At 70.6% G+C, this 22,297-nt stretch carries 22 protein-coding genes and 1 pseudogene; 16 read left to right on the forward strand and 7 right to left on the reverse strand.

Annotated elements, in window-relative coordinates; genetic code table 11:
* Window positions 1–7: 7 nt before the first annotated feature.
* Entirely contained in the window at window positions 8–1,156 is a 1,149-nt protein-coding gene (locus ACYVO2_RS05795; protein WP_461006491.1) for a substrate-binding domain-containing protein, read from the reverse strand.
* Between the two features lie 400 nt (window positions 1,157–1,556).
* Between ACYVO2_RS05795 and ACYVO2_RS05800 the strand changes: the two genes are divergently transcribed.
* Genes ACYVO2_RS05800 through ACYVO2_RS05815 form a run of 4 tightly spaced genes read left to right on the forward strand, consistent with a single transcriptional unit; the run spans window position 1,557 to window position 5,542 of the window.
* A complete protein-coding gene (locus ACYVO2_RS05800) occupies window positions 1,557–4,019 on the forward strand; it encodes a sensor histidine kinase (RefSeq protein ID WP_461006492.1) in 2,463 nt (820 codons plus the stop codon).
* Window positions 4,000–4,479, forward strand: coding sequence for a roadblock/LC7 domain-containing protein (locus ACYVO2_RS05805; protein WP_461006493.1), 480 nt, complete (start codon window positions 4,000–4,002; stop codon window positions 4,477–4,479). The genes ACYVO2_RS05800 and ACYVO2_RS05805 overlap by 20 nt, the downstream gene beginning before the upstream one ends.
* Window positions 4,480–4,527: 48 nt before the next feature.
* Window positions 4,528–4,980: a DUF742 domain-containing protein gene (locus ACYVO2_RS05810; RefSeq protein ID WP_461006494.1), complete on the forward strand. Its 453-nt coding sequence runs from the start codon at window positions 4,528–4,530 to the stop codon at window positions 4,978–4,980.
* Window positions 4,928–5,542 (forward strand): GTP-binding protein, encoded by a 615-nt coding sequence (locus ACYVO2_RS05815; RefSeq protein WP_461006495.1) that lies wholly within the window; start codon window positions 4,928–4,930, stop codon window positions 5,540–5,542. The genes ACYVO2_RS05810 and ACYVO2_RS05815 overlap by 53 nt, the downstream gene beginning before the upstream one ends.
* A 219-nt stretch (window positions 5,543–5,761) precedes the next feature.
* On the opposite strand, the gene ACYVO2_RS05820 is transcribed toward ACYVO2_RS05815, so the two are convergent.
* A complete protein-coding gene (locus ACYVO2_RS05820) occupies window positions 5,762–6,538 on the reverse strand; it encodes a methyltransferase (RefSeq protein ID WP_461006496.1) in 777 nt (258 codons plus the stop codon).
* Between the two features lie 182 nt (window positions 6,539–6,720).
* Here ACYVO2_RS05820 and ACYVO2_RS05825 point away from each other — a divergent pair, with 182 nt between their 5' ends.
* The 4 genes and pseudogenes from ACYVO2_RS05825 to ACYVO2_RS05840 all read left to right on the forward strand — a co-directional run.
* A complete protein-coding gene (locus ACYVO2_RS05825; protein ID WP_461006497.1) occupies window positions 6,721–7,266 on the forward strand; it encodes a hypothetical protein in 546 nt (181 codons plus the stop codon).
* Between the two features lie 22 nt (window positions 7,267–7,288).
* On the forward strand, window positions 7,289–7,459 hold the full coding sequence (locus tag ACYVO2_RS05830) for a hypothetical protein (protein WP_461006498.1): 171 nt from the start codon (window positions 7,289–7,291) through the stop codon (window positions 7,457–7,459).
* Window positions 7,460–7,767: 308 nt separating this feature from the next.
* On the forward strand, window positions 7,768–8,172 hold the full coding sequence (locus tag ACYVO2_RS05835) for a hypothetical protein (RefSeq protein ID WP_461006499.1): 405 nt from the start codon (window positions 7,768–7,770) through the stop codon (window positions 8,170–8,172).
* Between the two features lie 8 nt (window positions 8,173–8,180).
* Window positions 8,181–8,723 (forward strand): annotated as a pseudogene (locus ACYVO2_RS05840) (transposase); the annotation flags it as partial.
* Between the two features lie 92 nt (window positions 8,724–8,815).
* On the opposite strand, the gene ACYVO2_RS05845 reads toward ACYVO2_RS05840, so the two are convergent.
* Window positions 8,816–9,439, reverse strand: a complete 624-nt coding sequence (locus ACYVO2_RS05845) for a hypothetical protein (RefSeq protein ID WP_461006530.1) — start codon at window positions 9,437–9,439, stop codon at window positions 8,816–8,818.
* A gap of 695 nt (window positions 9,440–10,134) precedes the next feature.
* Between ACYVO2_RS05845 and ACYVO2_RS05850 the strand changes: the two genes are divergently transcribed.
* The 3 genes from ACYVO2_RS05850 to ACYVO2_RS05860 all read left to right on the forward strand — a co-directional run bounded on the left by ACYVO2_RS05850 (window position 10,135) and on the right by ACYVO2_RS05860 (window position 11,743).
* Window positions 10,135–10,341: a hypothetical protein gene (locus ACYVO2_RS05850; RefSeq protein WP_461006500.1), complete on the forward strand. Its 207-nt coding sequence runs from the start codon at window positions 10,135–10,137 to the stop codon at window positions 10,339–10,341.
* Between the two features lie 9 nt (window positions 10,342–10,350).
* Window positions 10,351–10,611, forward strand: a complete 261-nt coding sequence (locus ACYVO2_RS05855; protein WP_461006501.1) for a hypothetical protein — start codon at window positions 10,351–10,353, stop codon at window positions 10,609–10,611.
* An 805-nt stretch (window positions 10,612–11,416) separates the two neighbouring features.
* Window positions 11,417–11,743, forward strand: coding sequence for a hypothetical protein (locus ACYVO2_RS05860; RefSeq protein ID WP_461006502.1), 327 nt, complete (start codon window positions 11,417–11,419; stop codon window positions 11,741–11,743).
* A 272-nt stretch (window positions 11,744–12,015) separates the two neighbouring features.
* Here the strand turns inward: ACYVO2_RS05860 and ACYVO2_RS05865 are convergent, their stop codons facing one another.
* Together ACYVO2_RS05865 and ACYVO2_RS05870 are read right to left on the reverse strand one after the other, a co-directional pair.
* Window positions 12,016–12,273: a hypothetical protein gene (locus ACYVO2_RS05865; protein WP_461006503.1), complete on the reverse strand. Its 258-nt coding sequence runs from the start codon at window positions 12,271–12,273 to the stop codon at window positions 12,016–12,018.
* A 1,207-nt stretch (window positions 12,274–13,480) separates the two neighbouring features.
* On the reverse strand, window positions 13,481–14,215 hold the full coding sequence (locus tag ACYVO2_RS05870; protein WP_461006504.1) for a hypothetical protein: 735 nt from the start codon (window positions 14,213–14,215) through the stop codon (window positions 13,481–13,483).
* Between the two features lie 1,265 nt (window positions 14,216–15,480).
* Here ACYVO2_RS05870 and ACYVO2_RS05875 point away from each other — a divergent pair.
* The 3 genes from ACYVO2_RS05875 to ACYVO2_RS05885 are packed head-to-tail and all read left to right on the forward strand — an operon-like array spanning window position 15,481 to window position 18,008.
* A complete protein-coding gene (locus tag ACYVO2_RS05875; protein WP_461006505.1) occupies window positions 15,481–15,966 on the forward strand; it encodes a hypothetical protein in 486 nt (161 codons plus the stop codon).
* Complete coding sequence (locus ACYVO2_RS05880) at window positions 15,960–16,667, forward strand: 2OG-Fe(II) oxygenase (RefSeq protein ID WP_461006506.1); 708 nt, start codon at window positions 15,960–15,962, stop codon at window positions 16,665–16,667. Before ACYVO2_RS05875 ends, ACYVO2_RS05880 begins: the two co-directional genes overlap by 7 nt.
* 27 nt (window positions 16,668–16,694) lie before the next feature.
* A complete protein-coding gene (locus tag ACYVO2_RS05885; protein ID WP_461006507.1) occupies window positions 16,695–18,008 on the forward strand; it encodes a preATP grasp domain-containing protein in 1,314 nt (437 codons plus the stop codon).
* 41 nt (window positions 18,009–18,049) lie between these two features.
* Here the strand turns inward: ACYVO2_RS05885 and ACYVO2_RS05890 are convergent, their stop codons facing one another.
* Complete coding sequence (locus tag ACYVO2_RS05890; RefSeq protein WP_461006508.1) at window positions 18,050–19,039, reverse strand: 2OG-Fe dioxygenase family protein; 990 nt, start codon at window positions 19,037–19,039, stop codon at window positions 18,050–18,052.
* Between the two features lie 79 nt (window positions 19,040–19,118).
* Here ACYVO2_RS05890 and ACYVO2_RS05895 point away from each other — a divergent pair, with 79 nt between their 5' ends.
* Both ACYVO2_RS05895 and ACYVO2_RS05900 read left to right on the forward strand, forming a co-directional pair.
* Window positions 19,119–19,541, forward strand: coding sequence for a GFA family protein (locus tag ACYVO2_RS05895; protein ID WP_461006509.1), 423 nt, complete (start codon window positions 19,119–19,121; stop codon window positions 19,539–19,541).
* A 14-nt stretch (window positions 19,542–19,555) separates the two neighbouring features.
* Window positions 19,556–20,629 carry a hypothetical protein gene (locus ACYVO2_RS05900; protein ID WP_461006510.1) on the forward strand — a complete coding sequence of 358 codons (1,074 nt, stop codon included), beginning with the start codon at window positions 19,556–19,558 and terminating at the stop codon, window positions 20,627–20,629.
* Between the two features lie 1,110 nt (window positions 20,630–21,739).
* Here the strand turns inward: ACYVO2_RS05900 and ACYVO2_RS05905 are convergent.
* The gene (locus tag ACYVO2_RS05905) at window positions 21,740–22,066 is read right to left on the reverse strand and encodes a chaplin family protein (protein WP_461006511.1); all 327 of its coding nucleotides are present in this window, start codon (window positions 22,064–22,066) and stop codon (window positions 21,740–21,742) included.
* Between the last annotated feature and the right edge of the window lie 231 nt (window positions 22,067–22,297).

Genomic DNA, 22,297 nt, shown 5'->3' on the forward strand with positions numbered 1-22,297 from the left:
CGGGCTCCTACTCGCCCCAGATCTTGCGGTAGGCCTGGCGGTAGCCCTCGGAGTCCCAGGACAACGCGCCCCCGCTGTTGGCGGCGGTCGCGATGTGCACGGGGGCGACGTATCCGCTGGCCGGCTCGCCGGAGAAGGCGCGGTTGAACTCGTCGACGATCTGCCAGCCCTGCTCCGACAGGGGCTCGGGCACGGTCGCGGCCTGGAACTCCCTGCCGTTGATGCGCTCGAACGCCGACGGGTCGCCGTCGCCCGCGCCGATGTTGAACGGGGCGTCGGCGCCCTTCCTGCCCGCGGCACGCAGCGCGCTCGCGGCATGGTCGAAGTACAGGTCGTTGATGGCCGCGGAGTGGGTCCACTCGCTGCCGAACCGCTTCAGCAGGGAGGTGACCTCCTTGAGGGTGCGGCTGTTGGCCTCGGGGATGGGGATGTCCTCGTAGCTCAGCAGCCTGACGTCGGAGCAGGTGTCGAGCCGCTGCTTGATCAGGTCCGACTTGCGCTTCGCGAAGGGGATCGAGGCGTCGGTGAACAGCACGACGCCCGCGCGGCCGTCCGACCGGGCGATGATCCAGTCGGCGCTGATCCTGGCGACGTCCTCGACCCGGGTGGTGATGTTGGTGAAGAGCCGCGGGTCCTGGCTGGGGCCGGGTGCGGCGACGGCGTGCCAGCCGATCAGCGGGATGCCGGCGGCCTCCGCCCGCCGGACCTGCTCGGCGGCGGACCCGGGGTCGAAGCCGGCGATGACGATGCCGGCGGGCTCGAGGGCGAGGGCCTTGTCGAAGGCGGTCCTGATGCCGTCGGGCGTGCCTTGGCCGTTGACGACCTCGACCTGCCAGCCGACGATCCCGGCGGCCTCCTGCACGCCCTTGGCGACGCCCGAGACACCGGGGTTGGTCATGGTCTGCGCGACGTAGGCGATGGTCCTGCCGGGGACGGCCTTCGGTCCCGTGGTGGGGCCGGTCCAGGGGGCGGCGGCGGCCTCGGCCTTCCTGACGGCCCGTTCGGCTTTCGCGAGGGCGGTGGGGCAGCCGGGTTCGCCGGCGTCGGGGGTGGTCTTGGTGGTGGACGCATCGCTCTCGCAGCCGGCGACGGCGGTGGCGGCCACGGCCACCAGGAGCGCGGCGGCCGACACGGCCGCCCTGCGGGTCGGGTGCACGGGGTCTCCTCACGGGGCGGGATGAGGATGCGGGGGGCGGAGAGGGATGCGGGCTGGACGGGGGAGAGGGGGCGGGGCCGGCGGTTTTGGGGCGCGCGCCTGCGGCGCGGCGGTGTCCCGAGTGGTGGCCGGAGCCTGCCGCGGAGGGAATGTAGCAGGGAGCGGGCGGAGGCGGCGCCGGGCGCGGGCCCGCGCGAAAAGGTCGTGAACTGTTGTCGGCCGGTGTCTTGTAACCGGTCGTGTACACGGTAGTCTCCGCAGGCACGACCGATCCGGTCACGTGGCGCGATTCATTCGCTCGCCGCGGGACGAGGTGGGAGGGTGTCCTCTGCCCGGTCGTCGGCGGTGTGCGAGAACGGCATCTCGGTCACCGCTCGCCAGCACGTCGAAGGAGGCCGGGGTGCCCGCGAACACGAAGGGCCCGTCGCTCAGCCACGACCAGCCCGAGGGCACCCGCCGGAAGCCGTGGTTCCACCACCGGGCGGGAGCCGCGCTCGGCCGGTGGCCGTTCCGGCGGAAGCTGAACATCCTGGTGGTCGCGCCGGTCGTGGTCGTCGGCGCGCTGCTGGGCATCGGCGTCAGCGGCCAGGTGGAGCGGGCCCGCGACGCCGACCGGCTCGCCGAACTGGCCCGCGACAGCCGGCAGGTGGCGCAGCTCATCAACGACGTGCAGGCCGAGCACTGGCAGGCGCTGCTGCTGTCCGTCCAGTACGAGTCGGCCCGCCCCGGGGCCGCCCTGCCGCCGGCCACCGCCTACCGCGAGGCGCAGCGGGGGACCGACGCGCGGATCGCCGCGGTGCGCTCAGCGTTCGGGTCGAGCCTGCCGGAGGAGGAGGCGCAGGCCCTGGAGTACATCGGCGGCCTGTCCGTCCTGCGGGAGAAGCTGGAACGGGGCTACGTCCCCGCCGCCAACATCGACCCCGCGTACGCCGCGGCGGTCGACTACCTGATCGACGGCCTCGGGCTGGACCGGCCCTCCGGCGGGGCGGACTCCTCGGTCACCGCCGCGATCGACACGGTGCTGCGCGCCGACGCCGCGCACGCGGCCTTCGAGAGCGCCGTGTTCTCCGCGCAGACCCGCGACGCCAACGCCCTGACCGAGTACACCCGCGCGGTCGGCGCCCGCGAGCGGTACGACCACCAGGCGGACCGGTTCCAGCGGATCGCCGAGCCGGAGCAGGTCCTGGCCCTGGAGCGCATGGAGCGGAGCGCCGAGGATAGCGGCATCGAGGCCCAGTTCGTGGAGCTCCAGGTCGATCCGACCTCCCTCCAGGCCCAGACGCCGGCGCAGTTGCGCGAGAGGATCGCCACCGGGGCGGAGCACGCCGAGACCCGCCTCGGCATCACCCGTTCGCTGATCGGGCAGTCCGCCGCCCGGGCCGACGCCGTCTCCGCGGACGCCCTGCGCAGGGCGCTGCTCCTGCTCGGTCTGGCCCTGCTGGGCCTGGCCGCCTGGGTGGCTTTCTGCGTGCTGGTCCGGCGCTCGGCGCTGCGCCCGCTGGCCGCCCTGACCGGCGCCGCGCAGCAGGTGGTGGACGCGGCGGGCGAGGAGCTCGCCCGGGTCACGGACGACGACGCCGACGGCACCCCGTTCCGCCCGCGGCCGATCGCGGTCCCGGTGCGCGACGAGATCGGCACGCTGGCCGAGGCGTTCAACCAGGTGCAGGCGACCGCCGCCGAGCTGCTCCAGCGGCAGGTGGTCAGCCGCCGCAACGTCGCCGAGATGTTCGGCAACGTCGGGCGCCGGGTCAGCAACCTCACCACCCGTCAGCTCCTGCTGATCGACGCCGTGGAACGCGAGGAGACCGACGCGGAGCTGCTGGAGCGGCTGTACCACATCGACCACATCGCGGTGCGCCTCCAGCGCAACGCGGACAGCCTGATGCTGCTCGCCGGCATCCGGGAGACCGCCCTCGACGCGGCGCCGACCACCCTCGCCAACGTCATCCGGGCCGGGCTCGGCAACATCGAGGGGTACCAGCGCGTGTCCCTGCGGGCCGAGGCGGACGTCACCGTCGCGCCCGACATCGTCGGCGACCTGACGCTGATGCTGGCCGAGCTGCTGGAGAACGCGGTCGCGTTCTCCCCGTCCGACTCGCCCGTCGAGGTGTTCGTCCGGCCCGGCACCGACGTCAACCCGGACGGCGGCGCGCTGATCGAGATCATCGACCACGGCCTCGGCATGAGCGCGGAGCGCCTCGCCGAGGAGAACGCCCGGCTGGTCCGCCGGGAGCGGCTCGACCTGGTGCCGACGAAGGTCCTCGGCCTGTTCGTGGTCGGCACCATCGCCCGGCGCTGGGGCGTGACGGTGACCCTGAGCCGCACGCCGGGCGGCGGTGTCACCGGCACGGTCTGGCTCCCCTCCGCGCTGCTGCTGACCATGAGCCCCGTGCCGCCGGCACCGTCCCCGGCGGCGCGTCCGGCCGGGACCGTCGCGGCGCTCCCGGCGCGGTCCGGGCCGGAGGCGGCCGCACCCGGGCCGCTGCCCGGTCCTGTGCCCGCCACCGCCACCCTGGAGCGGCGGCCCACGGCCCCGCCCACGCCGGGCGGCCTCCCGCGGCGCGTCCCGGCGCGGCCCCGCGCGGACGCGGACACCCCGGCGGAGGCGGCCCGCGAGGACTCCCCCCGCCCCCTGCGGCGGCGGGTACGGGGCGCGACCCTCCGCGCCACCACCGCCCCGGCCCCTCGGGCGGCTCCGGACGCGCGGCAGCCCCTCGACGCGGAGGCCGTGCGGGCGGAGCTGGACGAGTTGGAGGCCGCCGTGCGCCGGGCGGAGCAGGACAGCACCCTCACCCGGACGGAACCAGTACCGTCGCCGCATCAGGAACGGAAGGAGTCGGGCAGTGACCACGCCGACAGGTGAAAGCAGCTCCGAGCGGGCGGAAGCCACCGACCTGCGAGCCGCCGCGGCCGATTTCACCTGGCTGCTCGACCGGTTTGCCTCGGAGACCGCCGGGGTCGTCGACGCCATCGCGGTGTCGTCCGACGGTCTGCTGATCGCCGCCTCCCGGCTGCGCGAGAAGGCCGAGTCCGAGCGGCTGGCCGCGATCGTGTCCGGCATGACGAGCCTCGCCGCGGGCGTCTCCGGCAGCTACGACCTGGGCGGCCTCAACAAGGTGATCATCGACCTGGAGGGGGGCCACGTGCTGGTGTCGGCCATCGGCTGCGGCGCCGTGCTCGGCGTGGTGGCCTCGAAGGAGGCGAAGCTGGGCAACATCGCGTACGAGATGACCCTCTTCGCCAACCGGGCCGGGGCCGCGCTCACCCCGCAACTGGTGCTGGAGCTGAAGAACACCGTCGGCGGCGCCGCGCCGGCCGGCTGATCCCCGCGGCACGGGCGCGGGTACGGCAGCGGAGGAAAGGGATCGTGGATGGCCGTCGGTGAACCGGCACCGCACGAGGCGGGGGGCGACGCGGGCGACGCGCAGGGCGCGCCGGAGCGGATCGACCGCGCCCCCGCGATCCGCCCGTTCCTGCTGACCGCCGGCCGGGTGTCGGGGGGCGGCACCGCTCCGCCGCTCCCGGTCGAGACCCAGGTCGTGACGACGACACAGGGCCTGTCCGCGCTCCGCTCGCTCACCTTCGAGCACCACGACATCGTCGCCGCCTGCCGGCGGCCGCAGTCGCTCGCGGAACTGGCCGCCCGGCTGCGACTCCACCTCAACGTGGTCCGGGTGCTGGCCGAGGACCTGTGCGCCGCAGGGCACCTGGCGGTCTACCGGCCCAACGCCAGGTCCGCCCAGGACCTGTCCGTACTGCGAAGGGTTATCGATGGTCTCCGTGCCGTCCCCGACTCACGGGGAACACTCCGCGACACCAGTTGAGCAGCCGCCCCTGCCGGTCAAGATGGTCGTCGCCGGCGGTTTCGGGGTCGGCAAGACCACGGCCGTGGGCGCGATCTCCGAGATCCGGCCGCTGACCACGGAGGCGGCGATCACGGAGGTCGCGGCGGGCGTGGACGACCTGACGCACACCCCCGCCAAGACCACGACCACGGTCGCCATGGACTTCGGCGTCGTCACCATCGACCCGACGCTGAAGCTGTACCTGTTCGGCACGCCGGGCCAGGACCGGTTCGGCTTCATGTGGGACGACCTGGTCGAGGGCGCCCTCGGCGGCCTGGTGATCGTGGACACCCGCCGCCTGGACGACTGCTATGCGGCGGTGGACTACTTCGAGCACAAGGACATCCCGTTCGCGGTCGCCGTCAACGCCTTCGACGGGAAGGTGGAGCACGACCTGGACGAGGTCCGGTGGGCGCTGGACGTCGCCGAGCACGTCCCGCTGATCGTCTTCGACGCACGGCGGACGGACTCGGTCAGGGACGCGCTCCTCGTGGTCCTGGAACTGGCCCTGTCCCGCGCCACGCCGGCCCCCGCGCCCTGACCCCGCGCCCCCGGCCCGCCGGCTGCCGCGACCGGCCCGGAAACACGAAAACAGGGCCTCCCGGCACTCGGCCGCCATCACGACCCGTAGTGCCGGGAGGCCCTGCTTGCCCGAGCCGACGGGTCATCACCCGAAGGCCGTCCGCGGAGTCCGGTGCGCGTGGCGGACTCCGCGATCAGTACGGCGACCGCATCCCGGAGGCTTCCGGAACCCGGTCGATCACGCGGTCTTCGTCGCGCTCAGGATGGCCGGCACGGGGATGACGTCCTGCGGGATGTCGGTGGGGTCCTTGGCGATCGCCTTGGTCACCGTGAACCCGCACTCCTCCATCCAGCGCCGGTAGGTGGACAGCTTCTGCGGCCCGCCCTGGCCCATGGTGCAGCCGATGAAGAAGGCCGGGAAGAAGTCCACGTTGTAGTTGTCGGCGTCCTTGATGTCCTCGGGGTACACCGGCACCATCACGTGCACCTGCCCGCCGACCTCCAGCGACTTGCTGACGCCCTGGAGGATCCGGAACACGTCGTCCTTGTCGAACATGTCCAGGAAGTGCTTGATCAGCACCACGTCGAAACCGGTGGGGATGTCCTCGAACACGTCACCGCCGATGAACGAGCAGTGCTCGTCCACGCCGTTGGCCTTGAAGTTCTCCAGGCACTCCCGCTCCCTCTCGGGCAGGTCGAAGGTGGTCACTCGCAGCCCGGGCGACGTCTTCAGCTTGTAGGTGTGGATCGCCCCGAGATCGGTGTTGCCCGCCACGTCGAGCACCTTCGCGCCGGAGGGGATGTCGTCGTTGTCGAAGAACCAGGGATCGATACGGGCGGTGACGGCGTTCATCAGCGTGGCCCACGACTCGCGCAGGTCCTGGTGCTTGGCCACGGCGCCGTACAGGGTCCCCTCCGCCCCGTAGAGCTCCTTCAGGCCGACCAGGGTGCCGGTCCGCGCGCTGTCGGTGAGGTAGAAGAGCTGCCTGAGCGCGACCACCTTGATCATGTTCATGTAGGTGAGGGCCCGCTTCGGGTCGCCCTCGGGGACGGACGCGAGCGCGTCGAGGGTGTAGGCGCCCGACTCCTCGGCTCGGCCGTGGACGCGACACGCCCCCGTCTCCCGGATGAACCCCAGGTCACCGGCCCCTTGAGTAAAAGGACGGCATGGCGGACTCTTGGAGACAGGAGGCTGTCATGCCGAACAAGCGCCCCCGCGGGCCGCAGCTGCACTGGCGGCCCAAGCGGGAGACCATCCGGGTGCTGATCGCGGTCGACGCCGTGCTCGACCGCTACCGCGACCACTTGCCCGTCTCGCTTCGCCAGCTGTTCTACGTGCTCCTGAGCGACGGCGTGCTGGAGAAGACAGAGCGTGACTACAAGCGGATGTGTGAGTACGTCGGCATGGCCCGCCGCTCCGCCCGGATCCCCTGGGACGTGATCCGCGACGACACCCAGATCGCCGTCGACGCCCCGCCCTCCTTCACCGGTCCCGAAGACTTCTGGGCGGCCGTGAACGCGGCGGTCGACGACTACCGCGTCGACCGCCAGGCGGGCCAGCCCATTCGGCTGGAGCTGTGGTGCGAAACAGCCGGCATGGTCCCCCAACTGGTAAGGATCGGTGAGGAGTTCGGCATCGCCTGCTTCTCCGGCGGTGGCTTCGACGGCTTGGCCGGCAAGCACGACGCAGGCTGTCCGGGCCATGGAAGGCGGGACGAGAACCCGCATTTTGCACCTTGGTGACTACGACCAGAGCGGCGTCCATATGTTCAGCTCGCTTGCGGAGGACGTGATCGCGTTTGCCGGGGCCGCAGGCGCCGAGGTGGAGTTCCAGCGCGTCGCGGTCACCCCCGAGCAGATCGCCACCTACAACCTGCCGACCGCCCCACCGAAGACGACCGACCGGCGCTCGTTCTCCGGCACCACAACCACCTAAGCCGAGGCCCTGCCGCCCGACATCCTGGCCTCCATCGTGCGCGAAGCCATCGAGGCCCACCGCGACCCGCACTCCACCGGCAGGCACTCGCCCGCGAGGAGGCCGAACGTCGCGCGATCCGCGAGCGGCTGAACGGGCGGGCCGGACCCGGGCGACCTCCCACCGAGTGAATCTTGCGCCGGGCTCCGTGCACCACACCTGTTGCACACGCTATGGTCGTCTTGACCGCTTCTGAGCTGCGAGAACTTGAACCGCACGCTCGCGGCGCCCCGGAGAAACCTGGGGGACTGGACCCTACCGGCAGATGCGTGCCCCGGTCGGTGGTCGAGCGCATGCACCGCTACGGCAACGGCGAGCTCGACGTGGAGTTCCAGCAGATCGCCGTCACCGCCGACGACGTCCGCTCGGGCCAGTTCACCACCCACGACGTCAACACCCGCGACGTCAACTACAAGCGCTACCACGAGGAGTGCCTGAGCGAGGGAATCGATCCCCACATCGCGATCGAGGTCGAGGCCCTCACCCCTGGTCTGCTGCGAAGTCGGCTGAATGACGCGATCGAGGCCCTGGTCGACGACGTCCGGCAGTGGACCATCGAGGCCCGCATGGAAGAAGCCGAGCGGGAGCTCCTGCGTTCCCTGCAAGGAACGGTGAAGAAGATCGTTCGCCGCACCGCAGGCGAGTCGGCTGCCGAAGGCGACGAGGACGAGTAGGCCCCGTGCACGGTGCGCTCTACGCGGGGCTTAACCACGGCCGGGTGGACGTGGACAGACTGCGGTGGGCGTTGGCGTCCGTGCCGTTGCCGAAGGCGGCCGACGGCCGTCTGGTCCTGGCGGTCGACGTCTCGCCGTGGCCGCGGCCGGACGCGGCCACCGCCCCGGACCGGTGCTTCTGTCACACCTACGGCTACGGCGAGAGCAAGCACCTGATGATCCCCGGCTGGCCCTACTCGGTCGTCGCCGCGCTGGAGACCGGCCGGACCTCGTGGACCGCGATCGTGGACGCCGTCCGCCCGGCCCCCGGCGCCGACGTCGCCGCGGTGACCACCGCCCAGATCCGCGAGGTCGCAGAGCGCCTGGCCGCCGCAGGCCAGTGGCGATCAGGGGACCCGGACGTCCTGGTCGTGGTCGACGCTGGCTACGACGCCCCCCGCTTGGGCCACCTGCTGGCCGACCTGCCCGTGGAGATCCTGGGCCGGACCCGGTCGGACCGCGTGATGCGCCGCCCGACCCCGCCCAGGGCGGCGTCCGCCGGGGTCCTCCCCAGCGAGCTGCCGCGCGGCCTCCATCCGTGCCGGGCGGCCCACTGCTCCGGCGAGCACGGCCCGCGCTCAAGGGCGGTGTTCAAGGGCGGTGCTCACCGGCTGTCCTGTGGGGTGCGGACGACGGTGAGCCGGGGCGGCTGGTTCACCGCGGGGGTGTGTTCGGCGGTGAGGGCGGCGAGGAGCGCCTGGGCCATGTCGTGCTGGTTGAGGGTCGTCCTGCCGGTGTCCGGATGTCGCTGGGTGCCGGCTGCGAGCACCTGCTGGATATGCGTTTCGTCCTCGGGCATGCTTGCCCGCTGCGGGTACGCGGTCGTCGCGCAGAGCTCCCCGATGTGGCGCCACAGGGCGTAGTGCTCGTGGGTCCGGTACGGGTCGGCAACCCTTGCGCGCGGCACTTGCACGCTCAGGGCGCGTTGGTGGGCGGCGTGGGTGGTGACGGCCGCGGCGAGAGTGCCCTCTCGGAGGGAGGCGACGGCCCGCGCGGCCCAGGCCCGCGGCGAGATCGCGCGCAGGAACTCGACCTCGCGGTCGCGCATCTCGGCGTAGCGGTCGTCGGCGAGGGCGGCCTTCAGGTGCCGGCGCATTTCCTTGTCGGTGGGCCCGTCGGTCCAACGCAGGGTCCACCAGGTGCCCGTGTCGTGGGCCAGGTCCACGGTGGTGCCGGTGACCGTGGACAGGTGCCGGGCCAACGAAGCGGCCTGACGGCTACGGCTCATGCGCGTCCTCCCGTTTCTCCGGCGCCCGGGTGACCGGCCGTCACCCCCATCGCGGCGTCGGACAAGGAGGTTTTATCCGATATGAAACAGCGGCATGGGCCGAACGCGCGACAAGGGGCCACACCTGCGACGCCCGCAAGAGACGGCCGACCCGCAACCGGAGGCCGGAAGCCGCAGAGGAGGGCATCGGAGCCAGTCGCCGTCCGGGGCGCCTCCTGGTGCTGCGCCCGCAGCGCCTTGACCACCACAACGCGCCCGGCACCACGAACGCGACTCGGGCGCCGGACGACACGGAGGAAGCCAAGGCCCCCGAGCCCACGCAGGGGCCCCGGACCGCCGTCGTGGTGTCCGGTGCGGCCCGGCTCGCTGCCGGCGGTCGCAGGCCCCAAGGCCCTGGACGCCGGCCGGTGTCCAGGCGCTGCGGGCCTACGTCGCCGGGCCGCAGCCGCCCGCGTGCACCAGGCCCGTGCGCCAGTTGGGAAGCGCCTGCGCGTCCTTCCGCCAGATGGCCGCCAACGCCCACGCCGCGGACGTCGCGCGGTGAGCAGCACCGCGGCCGCCCCGCGCTGCCCACCCGGACCGTAGGCGTCCGCCACCGCCTTCGGCAGCCGGAGGCCGAACGGCAAGACGACCGCGTACTGCCGACCGCTGTGCGGCGTGAGCCTGCGGACATTGCGCCACCCGACCTGTGGGCCATGAACGCCGCCGCCCGGATGCTGCTGATCGACCCCAGCGACGCCGACGCCTCCGCGGTGCTGAAGCGGACGTCGCGCACCCTGCACGAACTGGCGCTGGCCTCCGCACCGAACAGGGAACCAGTGCTGCCGCTGCCCCATAGCAGCCACAGCCCCGCAGTGGCCCTGAAGCCGGTGCCCGCCGCCCCAACGTTGTCCCAGCCGTAGCAGCGGGGGGTGGACAAGCCGACGAGTATCAAGACCAGCGAGGCGGTGCGGGACCGGCTGCGGATTCTGGCCGAGGAGCGGGGCACAACGATCTCGCACCTGCTGGAGGAACTCGCCGCGCGGGAGCTGACCGAGGCCGAGCGGCAGCACCGCGCGATCGAGGCGGCCCGGGAGCTGGGAGTGGAGTACACCGAGGAGATGCAGCAGGTCGGCCAGGCGGCGTGGGAGAAGATCCGCGCCCACCAGGGCGGCGGCGCCGCGCGAGGCTGACCGCCGTCCTCGGCCACATCGGCGCTGGCCCCGCCGCAGCCGCATGCCGCGGCCGCGGCCCCGCTCCGCCTCCGGGGCTGGCCCGCTCCCGGGCCCTCCACCTGGTCAATGCGCACGAACCCCACACCGCGCGGCCTCCGCACGGAGCCCGCGGTGTGACCGCTGCTGCGCCTGGCCCGGGTGTCCTCCGCGCGTGCCGTCCTGCGGGTCCGCTGTGGTTGTGCTGCGGACGCGGGGCCCCGCGTCGGGTACGTCCCGGCTGCCTTGCCCGCGTGGTCGTCGACCTGGTGTCCCGCGGCGGCCGCCGTCCGCCGACCCGAATACACCCCGGCCGATCGCCCCGGGCCCGCTGCGCCGTGCGTCCACGGCCTGTCCTGCGCCGGCCCGACCTACGCTGCCCGAGCGAGGCCGGGCGTCCCCCGGTCCGCGACCGACCGCGGACGGGCGCGCGATCGGCGGCGCTTGGGCGTCGACGCAGCAGCCACTGCGCTGCCCGCGCCGGTGTTCGTCCGGATGTGCGGCTGACGCCGCCCGGAACGATATATGCCTTCCTGGAATCCGCGCAGTGACAGTGCTCTGTTTCTGTAATCTGTTCACGAGGGCGCGATTCTCGTATGAGGCGTCGGCTGTTGTCGTTGCACCGACCCTCAGGATCGCGCGCACGCGATTCAGGATTCCGCTGGTATCTGCAATTTCTTCGCGATAGTCACCGTTGCGGGTTGTGCGTGGTGGGTAATACGTGAAACAATCGGGTGCGCAACGCCGAGCGGCTGGGTGTTCAGGAGCCGCAGAGGGAGTGAAAGCAATGGGCACGTACGACCATTCCCCCTTTCAGGTCGACAAAGAGACCTATCTGGTCCGCGAACTCTCCGAGGGCACGGATTCCATCCGCGTCACCTACAACCTCGTCCGTGCCCGCGACGGGATGGTGCTCAACGAACAGCCCTACAAGGCCTATCCCACCGACGAGGAGGTCGCCGAAGCCCTCCAGTCCCACGACGACGTCTACCTCGACTGGACAACGTGCAAGTTCTGCGGCGGCGACATCTTGCAAACCCGGGCGCATCTCCACCAAGGTGAATGGGTCGGCGATGCAGGCTGCTGGGACGACCGCCTCAGTAGCACCGCCTAGACGCCGACCGCGATCGCGAAAAAGGACAACGCTCATCGGCGCCCCTCGACGCAGAAGTCGCGGATCAATGATGAATTACCGCAGCGTTGCGGTATAGTGGATTTTCATCAACCAGTGCATGTTGACGACGGCAGCGGCGCAGCGCCCGGCGGGCTGCGCATCGCGAACCGCTGCCGGAGGTTGACCGCGACCGCCGTGCACGGCAACATCGCCGACCTGCGAGCCGCACTCCAACGCGTCATCCGGGACGGCGGGCCCTTGTCGCCCAGCGGTCACGCGCTGCCGGGCGCGCGGGCCCCGGCCCGGACGGCGGGGCCATCGCCCGCCCCTCGGGGGCCGGGGCCGGGAGGGCTCAGGCCCGCGGGCGGCGCCGCGGTGCCCAGGGCGGCAAGCGGGGAGCGCTGTCCCTTGCGCAGGGCGCGCAGCCGCGTCCAGGCGATCTCGGGGTGCTGTTCGGGGAGGGCGTCGACGTCGGCGGTGCGGAACAGGGGCACCTGGACCGCTCCGCGTCGGCTGGTGCCGAACCGCACCTGGCGATGCTCGGCGGCTGTTCCAGCCGAGCCTGACCATGTGATCCCATGCCACGCGCCTGAGACCGAGCCGGGCGGCGGCCTGGTTGGGCCCGAGCGGTGTCTCTGCGGCCACGATCGCCGTCAGGTCCTCGCGGGCGCACACGACGTCGACCTGGTCGGGGTTGAGCAGCACCGCGTCCGGCACGGCGGACAGGTCCGTCAGCAGCCCGTGGCCGATCAGGCGGCGCACGGTGAACACGGTGACGGCCGCGGCCCGGCCGGGCTGATTCGGAGTGCCGAGCGCGGCTGCGATTCGATCCGCGGCCACCGTCCCGGGGGTCGGCGCGTGGGGCATCGCGGCGCGGATCGCGGCCGGCTCCATCGCCTCCACCGCGGACCTGGACCACCGCAACGCCGAAGCGTCCGGGGCCGGGACCACGCCGGCGTGCCGGGCCCAGCGGAGCACCGCCACCGGCCGTGTGTCCCGGCCGCCTTTCCCCGTTCGGGCTGCGGGCAAGGTGCTCCGCGCGGGACGTCGTTCGCCGGCCCGGGCGCGCCCCGGCCGACCACTCCGGTGCCGGCCGACCGTACCGGCAGGGATGGCATCCTGACGGCAGGTGCTGCGGGCTGTGATGGTCTGTGGCTGCGGGATGCGTCGGGTGGGGCCGCAGAGGGCTGATGCCCGGGCACAGGAGACGGCCCTCACGCGGGTGGTAACGCAGCGGTGGACGGTGGAGGCCGGGGCGCAGGGGAGTGTGGCTGCCGGTCGAGGGGCCGTTGGACGACCGCGACGCCGCGTTGCGGGCCCCTTGCCTGGCGCCGAGAGCTGGCCCCGCCATCGGTGGCCCACCGCCTGCAATGCGAACGGACCGCGGTCGAGACGATGGTCGAGGACGCCTGACCCCTACGCCTGCCTCGAGCCCACCGGCCCGCCAGCTCGCCCTCGTCTCCGCACACGCCCTCAGCCCCTTCCCCGCCTGGGCCCAGGCCTTGGCCACCCCGCCCTTCGATCCCGGGCCCACGCGGGGAGATGCTGTCGGGTGGAGTCTGTCGGGCCCGAGGGCGCCGCGGGCCCGGTGCCCCGGGGCGTGCGCGCCCGGTCGCACCGCTTCGTGCCTGAACGTTCAGCGCGCGCCGACCATGGTGGCGGTGGAGCGAGTGATGCCGATGACGTTGGGGGCGGCAGGCCGAACCCGCAGGAGGGTCACGGGCGTGGAGTCCGGCGTCAGTTCCGTGAGGGGATGAGCGCGTTGTATTGGACGCTGCTGAAGCCGCATAGCCCTGGCCGGTTCCGGCGCAGTGCAGACTTGCGGTGCTTCCAGACCAGCCTCTCCAACGAGTCTCGTCGGCCGAACCAGGACACCAGCAGCAGAAGGAGATGGAGCCCCGCGGTGACGCCGAAGATGACCACATCGAATGTGAACAGCTGGTCATCGGAAGACGCGTCGAGCACGGAATGCTGACCCGGTTCGTCTAAGTCGTCGACGATGATCCCCACCGTGAACGGGCCCCCAACGTGGGTGGTTACCAGAATCACCCAGGCGATCAGCGACCAGACTATCTCCAAGGCCCCTCGCCAGCCGACGCCGACCAGCTTGAGCGCCCTCCGCGTCGCCCCGCCCGCGAACCAGACGAGTCCCACTAGGGCCAAGAAGAGAACCGGTAGCATGGGCTGCGGCACTCGAACGCTGTGAAACGGCAGCCCCGCGAACAGCACGGCCTCGATGACCAGGCATGCCAGCAAAGGCAGGGGGCCCCGGATGAGGACATGGCGCCGGGCGCACCGGTCGCATAGGAATCCGGACTCTGTGCCGAGGATCTTGTACGTCGTGATGGTGTCCTTGTAGGGGTCGTTCCCCATGTTCGTCATCGACCTCGGCACACCGACCTGAAACTCGTAATGGCGACCGCACCGGCGTTCGCCGCACTGCACGCATACGGGATCGGGCACGTTGGTCACGGAAGGGCTCCTTCGGTCTGCGCCGACTTCGCTGTGGGATTGGCCAAGCGGTGGCCTGCTCCGGCGTGGTGGTGCTGATCGGATCCGACTGCCACATGACGATCTGAGATTGCCGTAAGGCCCCGCGGGGCTAGTTTGGTTTCACCGATCCTCCAAGGTTCGGCGGGGTGTGGGGATGCCGAGGTCGACGGCCAGGCGCCGCGGCCCCGGGGCAGGCACGGCGCGGCGCCTGCCCCGTGCCGGGAGGGCGGCGTCTACCCTGGTGGCCTCCGGGCGGCCGGGTCACGGACGGTGACGGCAGCGCCCGGTCCGGCCGCGGCTCCGTGGCACCATCGCTTTCACCATTACTTGCACCATTGCTTGCGGCACTCAGCGTGACGACAGCCGTTTCGGCTGGTCAGACCCTGTGGTGAGTGGCCCCGGGGTGCTGTCATCCCCCTGTACGCCTCTCGCTGCCCCTGGAAGTGGTGGAGGGAAGGGCGGGCGACGGTACGGCGGGCGGCGTGGCGGGGGATCCCGGCGGCGCTGCGCTGGGCCGTCTGGGTGGCCCCGTGCGGGGCCTGGGGCGCCCGGCCGGGGAAGAGGCCGGGCGGGGGCGCGAAGAAGCGTGGCGGGTGGTGGTGTCCTCGCCGGGCTGGCCGGTCGCACCGGGGGGCCGGCCGCCGGAAACTCCCCCGCGCCCGCCCCGGCCACCGACTACGCCCCGGTCGGGCCCGGGTTCGGCGATCTGCCTGAGCCGGTGGCCACCCTCGTGCGGCCGGTCCCGGCGCGGCGGGGGAGCCGCCTGGTGCAGTTCGGGCGGCCCTCCGGGCCGGATGGGCTGTGGGCCAGGCGGGGGTGGTGATGGTGACGGGGGTGTTCGGGCAGTCGGCGGCGAGCTGGGTGAGGGTGTGCTCGGCGGCTCGACGGTGAGGTTCCAGCTCGTCTGTGTGGCCTGGACGGTTGGGGTAGGCCAGGACACCGTCGACCCATTGGATGAACTTCAGGGGGTACCGACCGAATACGCCAGAAAGGGGCCGCTGCTGGCGTAGTCTCCGATCACTGGCCCGCTAATGCTCGAACGCTGACTCCCACGCCCGGTTGGTTCAATCTGTCGGGTGGTAGCCAAACCGTGATCAGAACATGGCGGATGGGTCACTGACCCAGCAGAAATGGGCCTGTCCGGATCTTCCCCTGCCCCGGTTCGCCGACTGGCCGTTGGCGCCGGAGCACGGTATGCATGGAATACGCGCGCGGCGCAAAGCGCTTGATCGAAGGGACGACCGATGTCGAAGGAATCCAACAACAAGGCTGTAGTCCACTTGTCGGGCAGCCTGCTCCGGGCGACGTGGCACGGGCAGGAGCCGATGCCTTGCATCGTTGTCCGACCTGGTGGAGACGCGAGGGACACCACGGGCTACGTCGTCAACCAGGTCCGGTTCACCGGTCCTTCACAGATGCGGTTCGAAACTGCGCCGCGCACGTCACCTCGCGCCGAACACGACGGATGCGTCCCGTCGCAACCGCTCATGGCGACGGACCACGATCGATTCAGGAGCTGGCAACCCGCCCGGGGCGAGGCCGGGATCGTCGGATCACTCCCCGGGTTCGATTCGGCCATCCTTGTCTACACCGAGGCCGACGAGGCGGACATCGAGGTCCAGGTGCTCCCGGACACTCCGTATATTCCGCTCCGCGACATCCCTCGGCTCAGGGACGCTGGAGAGATCGACCTTCCGATGATCGACCCGCAGATCGAAGTGAATTGCTGACCGGCATGGGAGCATGCGACATCGCCCCGGTCCTGCAGGCAGGGGACCGACTTGCGGCCGAAGGCACCGTCGTGGTCACGTGGGATTCGGTGTTCGGTGCGCTCGAACTCAGTCATCTGCGCGGCCTCCTCTCGAAGCTCCCCGAAGAAGTGGTGAGCGCTGGCGACGCTGGGGACCAGCACAGCCTGTACGTCAGTCGACTGGCAACGGACGGACCCGCCAGCATCCCGGAGAGAGTGAACCGGCCGACGTCGGATGCGGTGTTCGAGCTTCTTGAGGCCCCGCGACCCAAGAGCAGTCTGTCGGCGATCCTGTCCCACGTGCGCAACGTCAGCGGGACCCGTTGGACGATCCGTCGCTGTCAGGCTCACCGTCTCGTGGTGGGCTCCTACGTCGGTGTGCATCGAGACATCGACAGCAATCCCGACAACCACTTCGCCGTCACGGTCATGCTGAGCTCTGACTACGACGGCGGACAGTTCATCGTCACTGGTGCAGATGGGTCGGAGCGGCACTACCGCCCCGCTGTGGGCGAAGTCCTCATCACGGATTGCCGGCTCTCCCACCGCGTCGCACCTGTGACCCGCGGCGAGCGACGAGTACTCGTCTACTTCTACTCATCGTACAACGGTCCCAATCGTCGTGAAGAGGCTGACCCTTGTCCACGGCCCGACTGCGCTTGGTGCCAACGTCAGGACTGAGATCTCCACTGACGCCGGAGGGGATCGGTGCCGCAGCTCATCATCATGAACGCCGGCGTGGACCACACCTCGGGTGTGCCCCTGACGACGGCCGGGTTGGTGCGTTCGACGCTGCGACAGTCGTGGTTCCTCCACGACGGCGACATCTACGTCACCCCGGTACCCGTCGGCGCCGGGCACGTCTCGTACCTCGCACGCACGATCTCCCTCGACCCCGCTTCGGTGCAGATCCTGCCCTACGGCTCAGTGGTCGAGGATCGGAACCTCGTGTCCGACGGGGCCGTCGCCGACCTCATCGCTCGCATGGCTGGCACGGGCGCGGAGGGCTGGACGATCTTCCCCTGCTTTGCGACGGTGGGCGTTGCCGTCTTGGCTGAAAAGCTGGGGGTCCCGCTCGCTGGCGGCGACTTCGCACGTCAGGACGGCGTGCGCATCCTCAACAGGAAGTCGAACTTCAGGGCGCTCATGGCGGGGGCGGGGTTGCCGATCGCCGTCGGGCACGTCGTTCGCTCGAGGAAGGATCTGGCGGACGCAGTCAACGAGTCCATGCGGGCGACCGGCATCGCCATCGTGAAGCGGGACGATGGGGCTGGGTCAGCTGGCAACATCGCCGTGACACGATGTCCGCTGCGCCATCCACCGGTCGGCGCCAGGGATCTGTGGCGGCTGCCCGACTCCAGTCTTGCGTCGCTGGCGTCCGAGCTGGAAGAGGCCGACAGCTTCCCGGTCGTGGTCGAGGTGTACCACACTGCTCGAGATCGCTTCTATGCCGAGCTCTGCATCGACGAGGGCGGAACGGCATCGCTCCAACATGTCGGATCCATCAGGGGTGAAGACGCTCGGCTGAAGGAGCTGGGCGAGCGAGAGAGCCTCGGCCTGGACATGCCCGTCGACCTGAAACCGGGTCCTCGGGGCACCGTCGGGTCGGTGCTCCTTGCTGCGGCCCAGGTGGCGGCCGACATCGGGTACCGGGGCGTGCTCAACGTCGACGGAATCACGACCACGAACGGCGAGTTCGTGCTCAACGAGATGAACGCGCGGTGGGGCGGCGGGACGATGTTGCACGCTCTTGCTCGGCGCCTGCGCGGGCCCGACTGGTCCGACCAGTGCCGCGTGCGGTCGCTTCGCGGACTGCCGGCCCGCGCCCATCGGACCTTCGTGGCTGCGATGGAGGCGCGAGGCGTCGCCTTCGACCCTCGTCGCGGCGCAGGCGCAATCCTCGTCGCCTGTGACCCGTCGCGATCGGATCTCATGGAGTGCGTGTTGTTCGGTGACGACTGGGACGAGATCACCGCGATCGAATCGGCCATCTTCGACCTTCTCGACGACGACGTTGCGTGACCCAGTCCATCGTCGCTCCAGCTAGGCCGATCCGGTGTGGGTCACGGGGAAGGCTCGAACACATACTCGACCGGCGCATCGACGTGGTCAGTCGTGGACTCGAATCTCGACGATGGGTGGCGCGTGCGGGTCAGGCGCCTTGTGAACAGCACCAGCATGTCGCGGGTGGCACGGGTTCCGGCCTTCCCAGCCGTTAACGGCGAGACGCTGTGCTTGAGCTCGTTGTCCGCGAGGATGAGGGTGTCCAGGAGGGTCGCGTGACGCAGGGCGACCAGCGGAGACGTTGCGTCGTTCCAGGCCCGGCCCGTCTCCTCGTCCCACGAGTGGAGCTGGGTGGTCGCGCAGTCGTTCGCCGGGTTCCACATGTCGAGAAGGGTGGTCATGGTGTGGTCGACGCCGTCACTGTGCACACCCTCCAACGCCGGTTCCCCCGTGAGCTCTGCGCTCGTGATCGTCCTCAGATGGAACACGGTGCACACCGATGTCGGTGACGAATAGTCGAGACCCTTCCTCGGTCGAGTGGCGACTCCCGTCGTGACCGCGGCCTTGATGGCCATGAGGGCGGCGAAGGCGTGGTTGTGCAGCAGCAGGTGTGACAGAGGCGGGAACGAGCGTGGGGATCCCGAGTCGAAGCGCCTGAAGTCGTCGTCCGCGGTCAGGAGAAATGGTCGGTCTTCGAGGCGACGAATGCGACTGCCGACCGGATCGATCATGAAGCATCCGCTGGCTGAGCGCCGGAACGGGAGGGTCGGATCGCTTTGGAGTGATCTGCTGACGTCCACCAGCTCAGCGAGGTCTTCGCTCGTGACACCCATGCGGCGGACCAGGTGTTGCATATCGCGACCGTTCATGAACACGTAGCGCGATGATGTGTACTCAGCCCGAGCGTCGTGCAGGTGGCGCGCCACATCTCCGTCGATGAAGAGGTCTGCCGAGCCGGAGATCGCGGTGCCAGGGGATGCAAAGCGGTGGTGGGCTGCGCCCGTCGTCATCCCCCCGCTCGTGGCGTCCACACCGACATCAGAGCTCATCACGTGCCTCCTCGCGAAGGGCAAACCCACCCGGTGCGTGAGGAGTGATTCTACCGTTGGATCTCGCTAGAATCTGGACATGCCGCCGGGCGAGATGAAGGACTTCGGGTTGAGCCGTTGGTACAGCGGCCACTGTCATTGTGAAGTTGTCACATTCCGCGTGTTGTTGACCCTCGATCTGACGATTACGGAGTGCAACTGCTCGATCTGTTCGATGTCGGGTCATCGCGAGCTGATGGTGCCGGAATCACGACTCGAGATCCTGTCCGGAGCCGACGTCCTGACGACGTATCAGTACGGAACGAGGATTTCGCGTCACACGTTCTGCTCGTTGTGTGGCATCAAGCCGTTCTACCGACCGCGATCGCACCCGGAGGGCTACTACAGCGTCAATGCTCGCTGCGTCGATCTCAGCCCTGCGGAGTCGATCGAGGTGGTCCAGTTCGATGGGCGGAACTGGGAGGAGAGCATGGCGAAGGGGCTTCATCGCGTGACCGACTAGGAGATCATCGCGGGATGCACGACGACCTCGGATCTTCATCTTGGCTGGGGAGCGCCTGGTCGATCGTGGCAAGGCTGCCGTTCGACGTCGATGGAGTCCGCTATCGATCCCTTCACCGCAAGGAGCCTGTTGGGTCGCCCAGGGTGACCTCGGTCGCGGTGCTCTCCGGTCGTGGTGCCTCCGGAGCCGGTGAGGATGTCTCTCCGATCGCCAGCGACACGAACACCTGGTTGCACCTCGCGCCCCCGGACGTGGAGCTGCGAGGATCGTGGACCATCGAGAGCTTCGGCCTTCATCTCGATGAGCAGGACCTCTGGCCCCATCGACATCCTTGGCCGACGGCGGTCAAGTGGCGTCGATGGGCGTTCGAGGCCGCGGCGTTCGACCTGGCGCTTCGCCAGAACGACGTCGATGTCGGTGAGCTGCTCGGGCGGAGGCCGAGACCGGTCAGGTTCGTGAACTCCGTTCGACTCGACCGGGATCGACCCTTTGATCTGCTGAGGCAACGCCGCACCAGCGATCCGGATCTGCTGTTCAAGATCGACGTCGAGTCATGGTGGACGCCGGAGCTCATCCGAGAGCTGAGGACGGTGGGTGGCGTGAGCATCCTCGACTTCAAGGGCCGCAGCGGTGCGGCGGAGCCCGTCGGTCCGAGGCTGATGGCGATCTACGAGGAGTGCCTCGGGTGCTTCCCGGAGGCGATCCTCGAGGATCCCCACGATGCATCCGGCATCTCCAGGCTGGTCGACGCGTCCAGGACGGCGGTGTCGTTCGATGCGCCAGTCGGCAGGGCGTGGGCGCCTGACCGAGAGGCCATCGTCCCGTCGCACATCAACGTCAAGCCATGCAGGTTCGGCAGCCTTGCTGGTCTGTTCTCGTTCTACGGGCGAGCGGCGGGTTGGGGGACCATCCTCTACGGCGGCGGGATGGACGAGCTCGGTGTGGGTCGGGGGCAGATCCAGCAGCTCGCCGCGCTGCTGCACCCCGACTCTCCGAACGACGTCGCTCCATCGGAGTACAACCAGCACCTCGTCAGCGGGTTGCCACCGAGTCCACTCGGAGTCCGTCGCGGCAAGGGGTTCGGCTGACCCTGGCCGGGCGCTGCTGTCCAGCCCGCTGTGCGGTAGTTGGCCCGCCGACCGAATCGCGGTCGTCGACCAGCAGTCGACCGCCGCGGACCGCGTCCGGGACCTGGCTGAGCACGGCGCGGAAGTGCGCCCCGTCCCAGGGAAGGCGGGCCAGACCCTCGGCGAAGTCCCGCTCCGCCTCGCTGGGCACCCACCTACCCGCCTCGAGATCCCCCAGCAGCGCGGCGGCGTCACGGCGAATGGCTCGGGCCTAGACGGAGCAGCGGGTCACGCCCTGCCCAACGACCCACCCCCGCCGGGGGCACGCCCGGCGCGGCGCGTGCCGGTGGCCTCCGACCCGCCTGGTCACGGACGGTGACGGTAGCGCCTGGCGTGGCCGCAGCTCCGTGGCAGCATCACTTGCACCATTCCTTGCACCATCGCTTTCACCATCACCTGCGGCACTCAGCGTGACGACAGCCGTTTCGGCTGGTCAGCACCCTGCGGTGAGTGACCCCAGGGTGCTGACATCTCCTGTACGCCTCTCGCTGCCCCTGGAAGGTGATGGGAAAGGGGTGGGTGACGGTACGGCGAGCGGCGTGGCGGGGGATCCGGGGCGGCGCTGCGCTGGCCGGTTGATGGCCCCGTGCGGGGCCGGGGCGCCCGGCGGGGAAGGGGGCGGACGAAGCAAGGCGGGGGTCGGGAGTCGGGCTCCTGCCGCGGCTGCTGGGTACCGCCTTGCGCCTGCATCCGGGCAGGGGCGGCGCGAAGAAGCGCGGCACGGCGGTGTTCGTCGTTTCGGTGGTGCGGGTGCGACCGGAGCGGGAGGCTGGTGGTCATGTCGAAGACCGGCCCGGCCCGGCCCTGTGTGTTCCCCGGAGATCCGGCGTGGGAAGGACGCGGACTACCTCGCGGATCGGGTGCTGTCCATCCTGGGCTGGTGAGGCAGGGGCCGACCGCCTCGGTGCCTGGCGCGCCGAGCCTGGGCCGGGGCGGCACGGATCGGTCGGCTGGTGTCAGTGCCCTCGCGGCGCAACGGCCGCCGCGTCCCCGGGCCCGGACGGAGCGAGGGCAGCGCGACTGCTCACGAGCTGCCGCCCCACTGGGGCAGATAGTCCGAAGGCCGGTATGTCAGGTGGCCTCATCCTGCTCGTCGGGCGCCGGCGAAGGGCCGCCGCCGCCGAGGAGCGATCCGACCACAGGCACGCTGGAAAGGTCGATCTCGGCGCCTCCGCAGTGGTTGCTGGGCCCGGTGAGGGGCACGGCTGCCTGATTCCCTCCTACGGTCCCGGGGCTGGCGGTGGTGCTCGCCCGGGCCGTAGCGCCGGAGGAGTGGTTCCCGCAGCCGTTGCCGAACGCCGGGTTGAGGATCTGCACGATCCCTCCCGCCCGGGCCGTGCCGGCGAGCAGCACGATGCCCGCCGGCACGACGAGGCACACCACAAGGGCACGCAGCACGGCACCAGGTCTCATGCCTCGTGCAACGACCCTGCCCGGCCACGGTGACGGCAACCTGAGCGTTCGGGCGAACGACCCGAAGACCGCACCGACCCGGTGTCAGCCACGGCATCCGCGGTGTGTCGGCTGGTGTCAGTGCCCTTGCGGCGGCAACGGCAGCCCCGCACCGCCACACCCCGTGGGCCCGGCGGTGCGAGGCACGGCCTGACGGCCGCTCCTCGCACCGCACCG

It is taken from the genome of Streptomyces capparidis (assembly GCF_054782095.1).

Coding starts and splice junctions, on each gene's coding strand:
- ACYVO2_RS05895 (WP_461006509.1), top strand. CDS start 19,119: ATGCCGCCGGGCGAGATGAAGGACTTCGGGTTGAGCCGTTGGTACAGC.
- ACYVO2_RS05890 (WP_461006508.1), bottom strand. CDS start 19,039: ATGAGCTCTGATGTCGGTGTGGACGCCACGAGCGGGGGGATGACGACG.
- ACYVO2_RS05900 (WP_461006510.1), top strand. CDS start 19,556: ATGCACGACGACCTCGGATCTTCATCTTGGCTGGGGAGCGCCTGGTCG.
- ACYVO2_RS05810 (WP_461006494.1), top strand. CDS start 4,528: ATGGCCGTCGGTGAACCGGCACCGCACGAGGCGGGGGGCGACGCGGGC.
- ACYVO2_RS05860 (WP_461006502.1), top strand. CDS start 11,417: ATGGGCACGTACGACCATTCCCCCTTTCAGGTCGACAAAGAGACCTAT.
- ACYVO2_RS05820 (WP_461006496.1), bottom strand. CDS start 6,538: ATGAACATGATCAAGGTGGTCGCGCTCAGGCAGCTCTTCTACCTCACC.
- ACYVO2_RS05825 (WP_461006497.1), top strand. CDS start 6,721: ATGCCGAACAAGCGCCCCCGCGGGCCGCAGCTGCACTGGCGGCCCAAG.
- ACYVO2_RS05845 (WP_461006530.1), bottom strand. CDS start 9,439: ATGAGCCGTAGCCGTCAGGCCGCTTCGTTGGCCCGGCACCTGTCCACG.
- ACYVO2_RS05875 (WP_461006505.1), top strand. CDS start 15,481: ATGTCGAAGGAATCCAACAACAAGGCTGTAGTCCACTTGTCGGGCAGC.
- ACYVO2_RS05815 (WP_461006495.1), top strand. CDS start 4,928: ATGGTCTCCGTGCCGTCCCCGACTCACGGGGAACACTCCGCGACACCA.
- ACYVO2_RS05850 (WP_461006500.1), top strand. CDS start 10,135: ATGAACGCCGCCGCCCGGATGCTGCTGATCGACCCCAGCGACGCCGAC.
- ACYVO2_RS05830 (WP_461006498.1), top strand. CDS start 7,289: ATGTTCAGCTCGCTTGCGGAGGACGTGATCGCGTTTGCCGGGGCCGCA.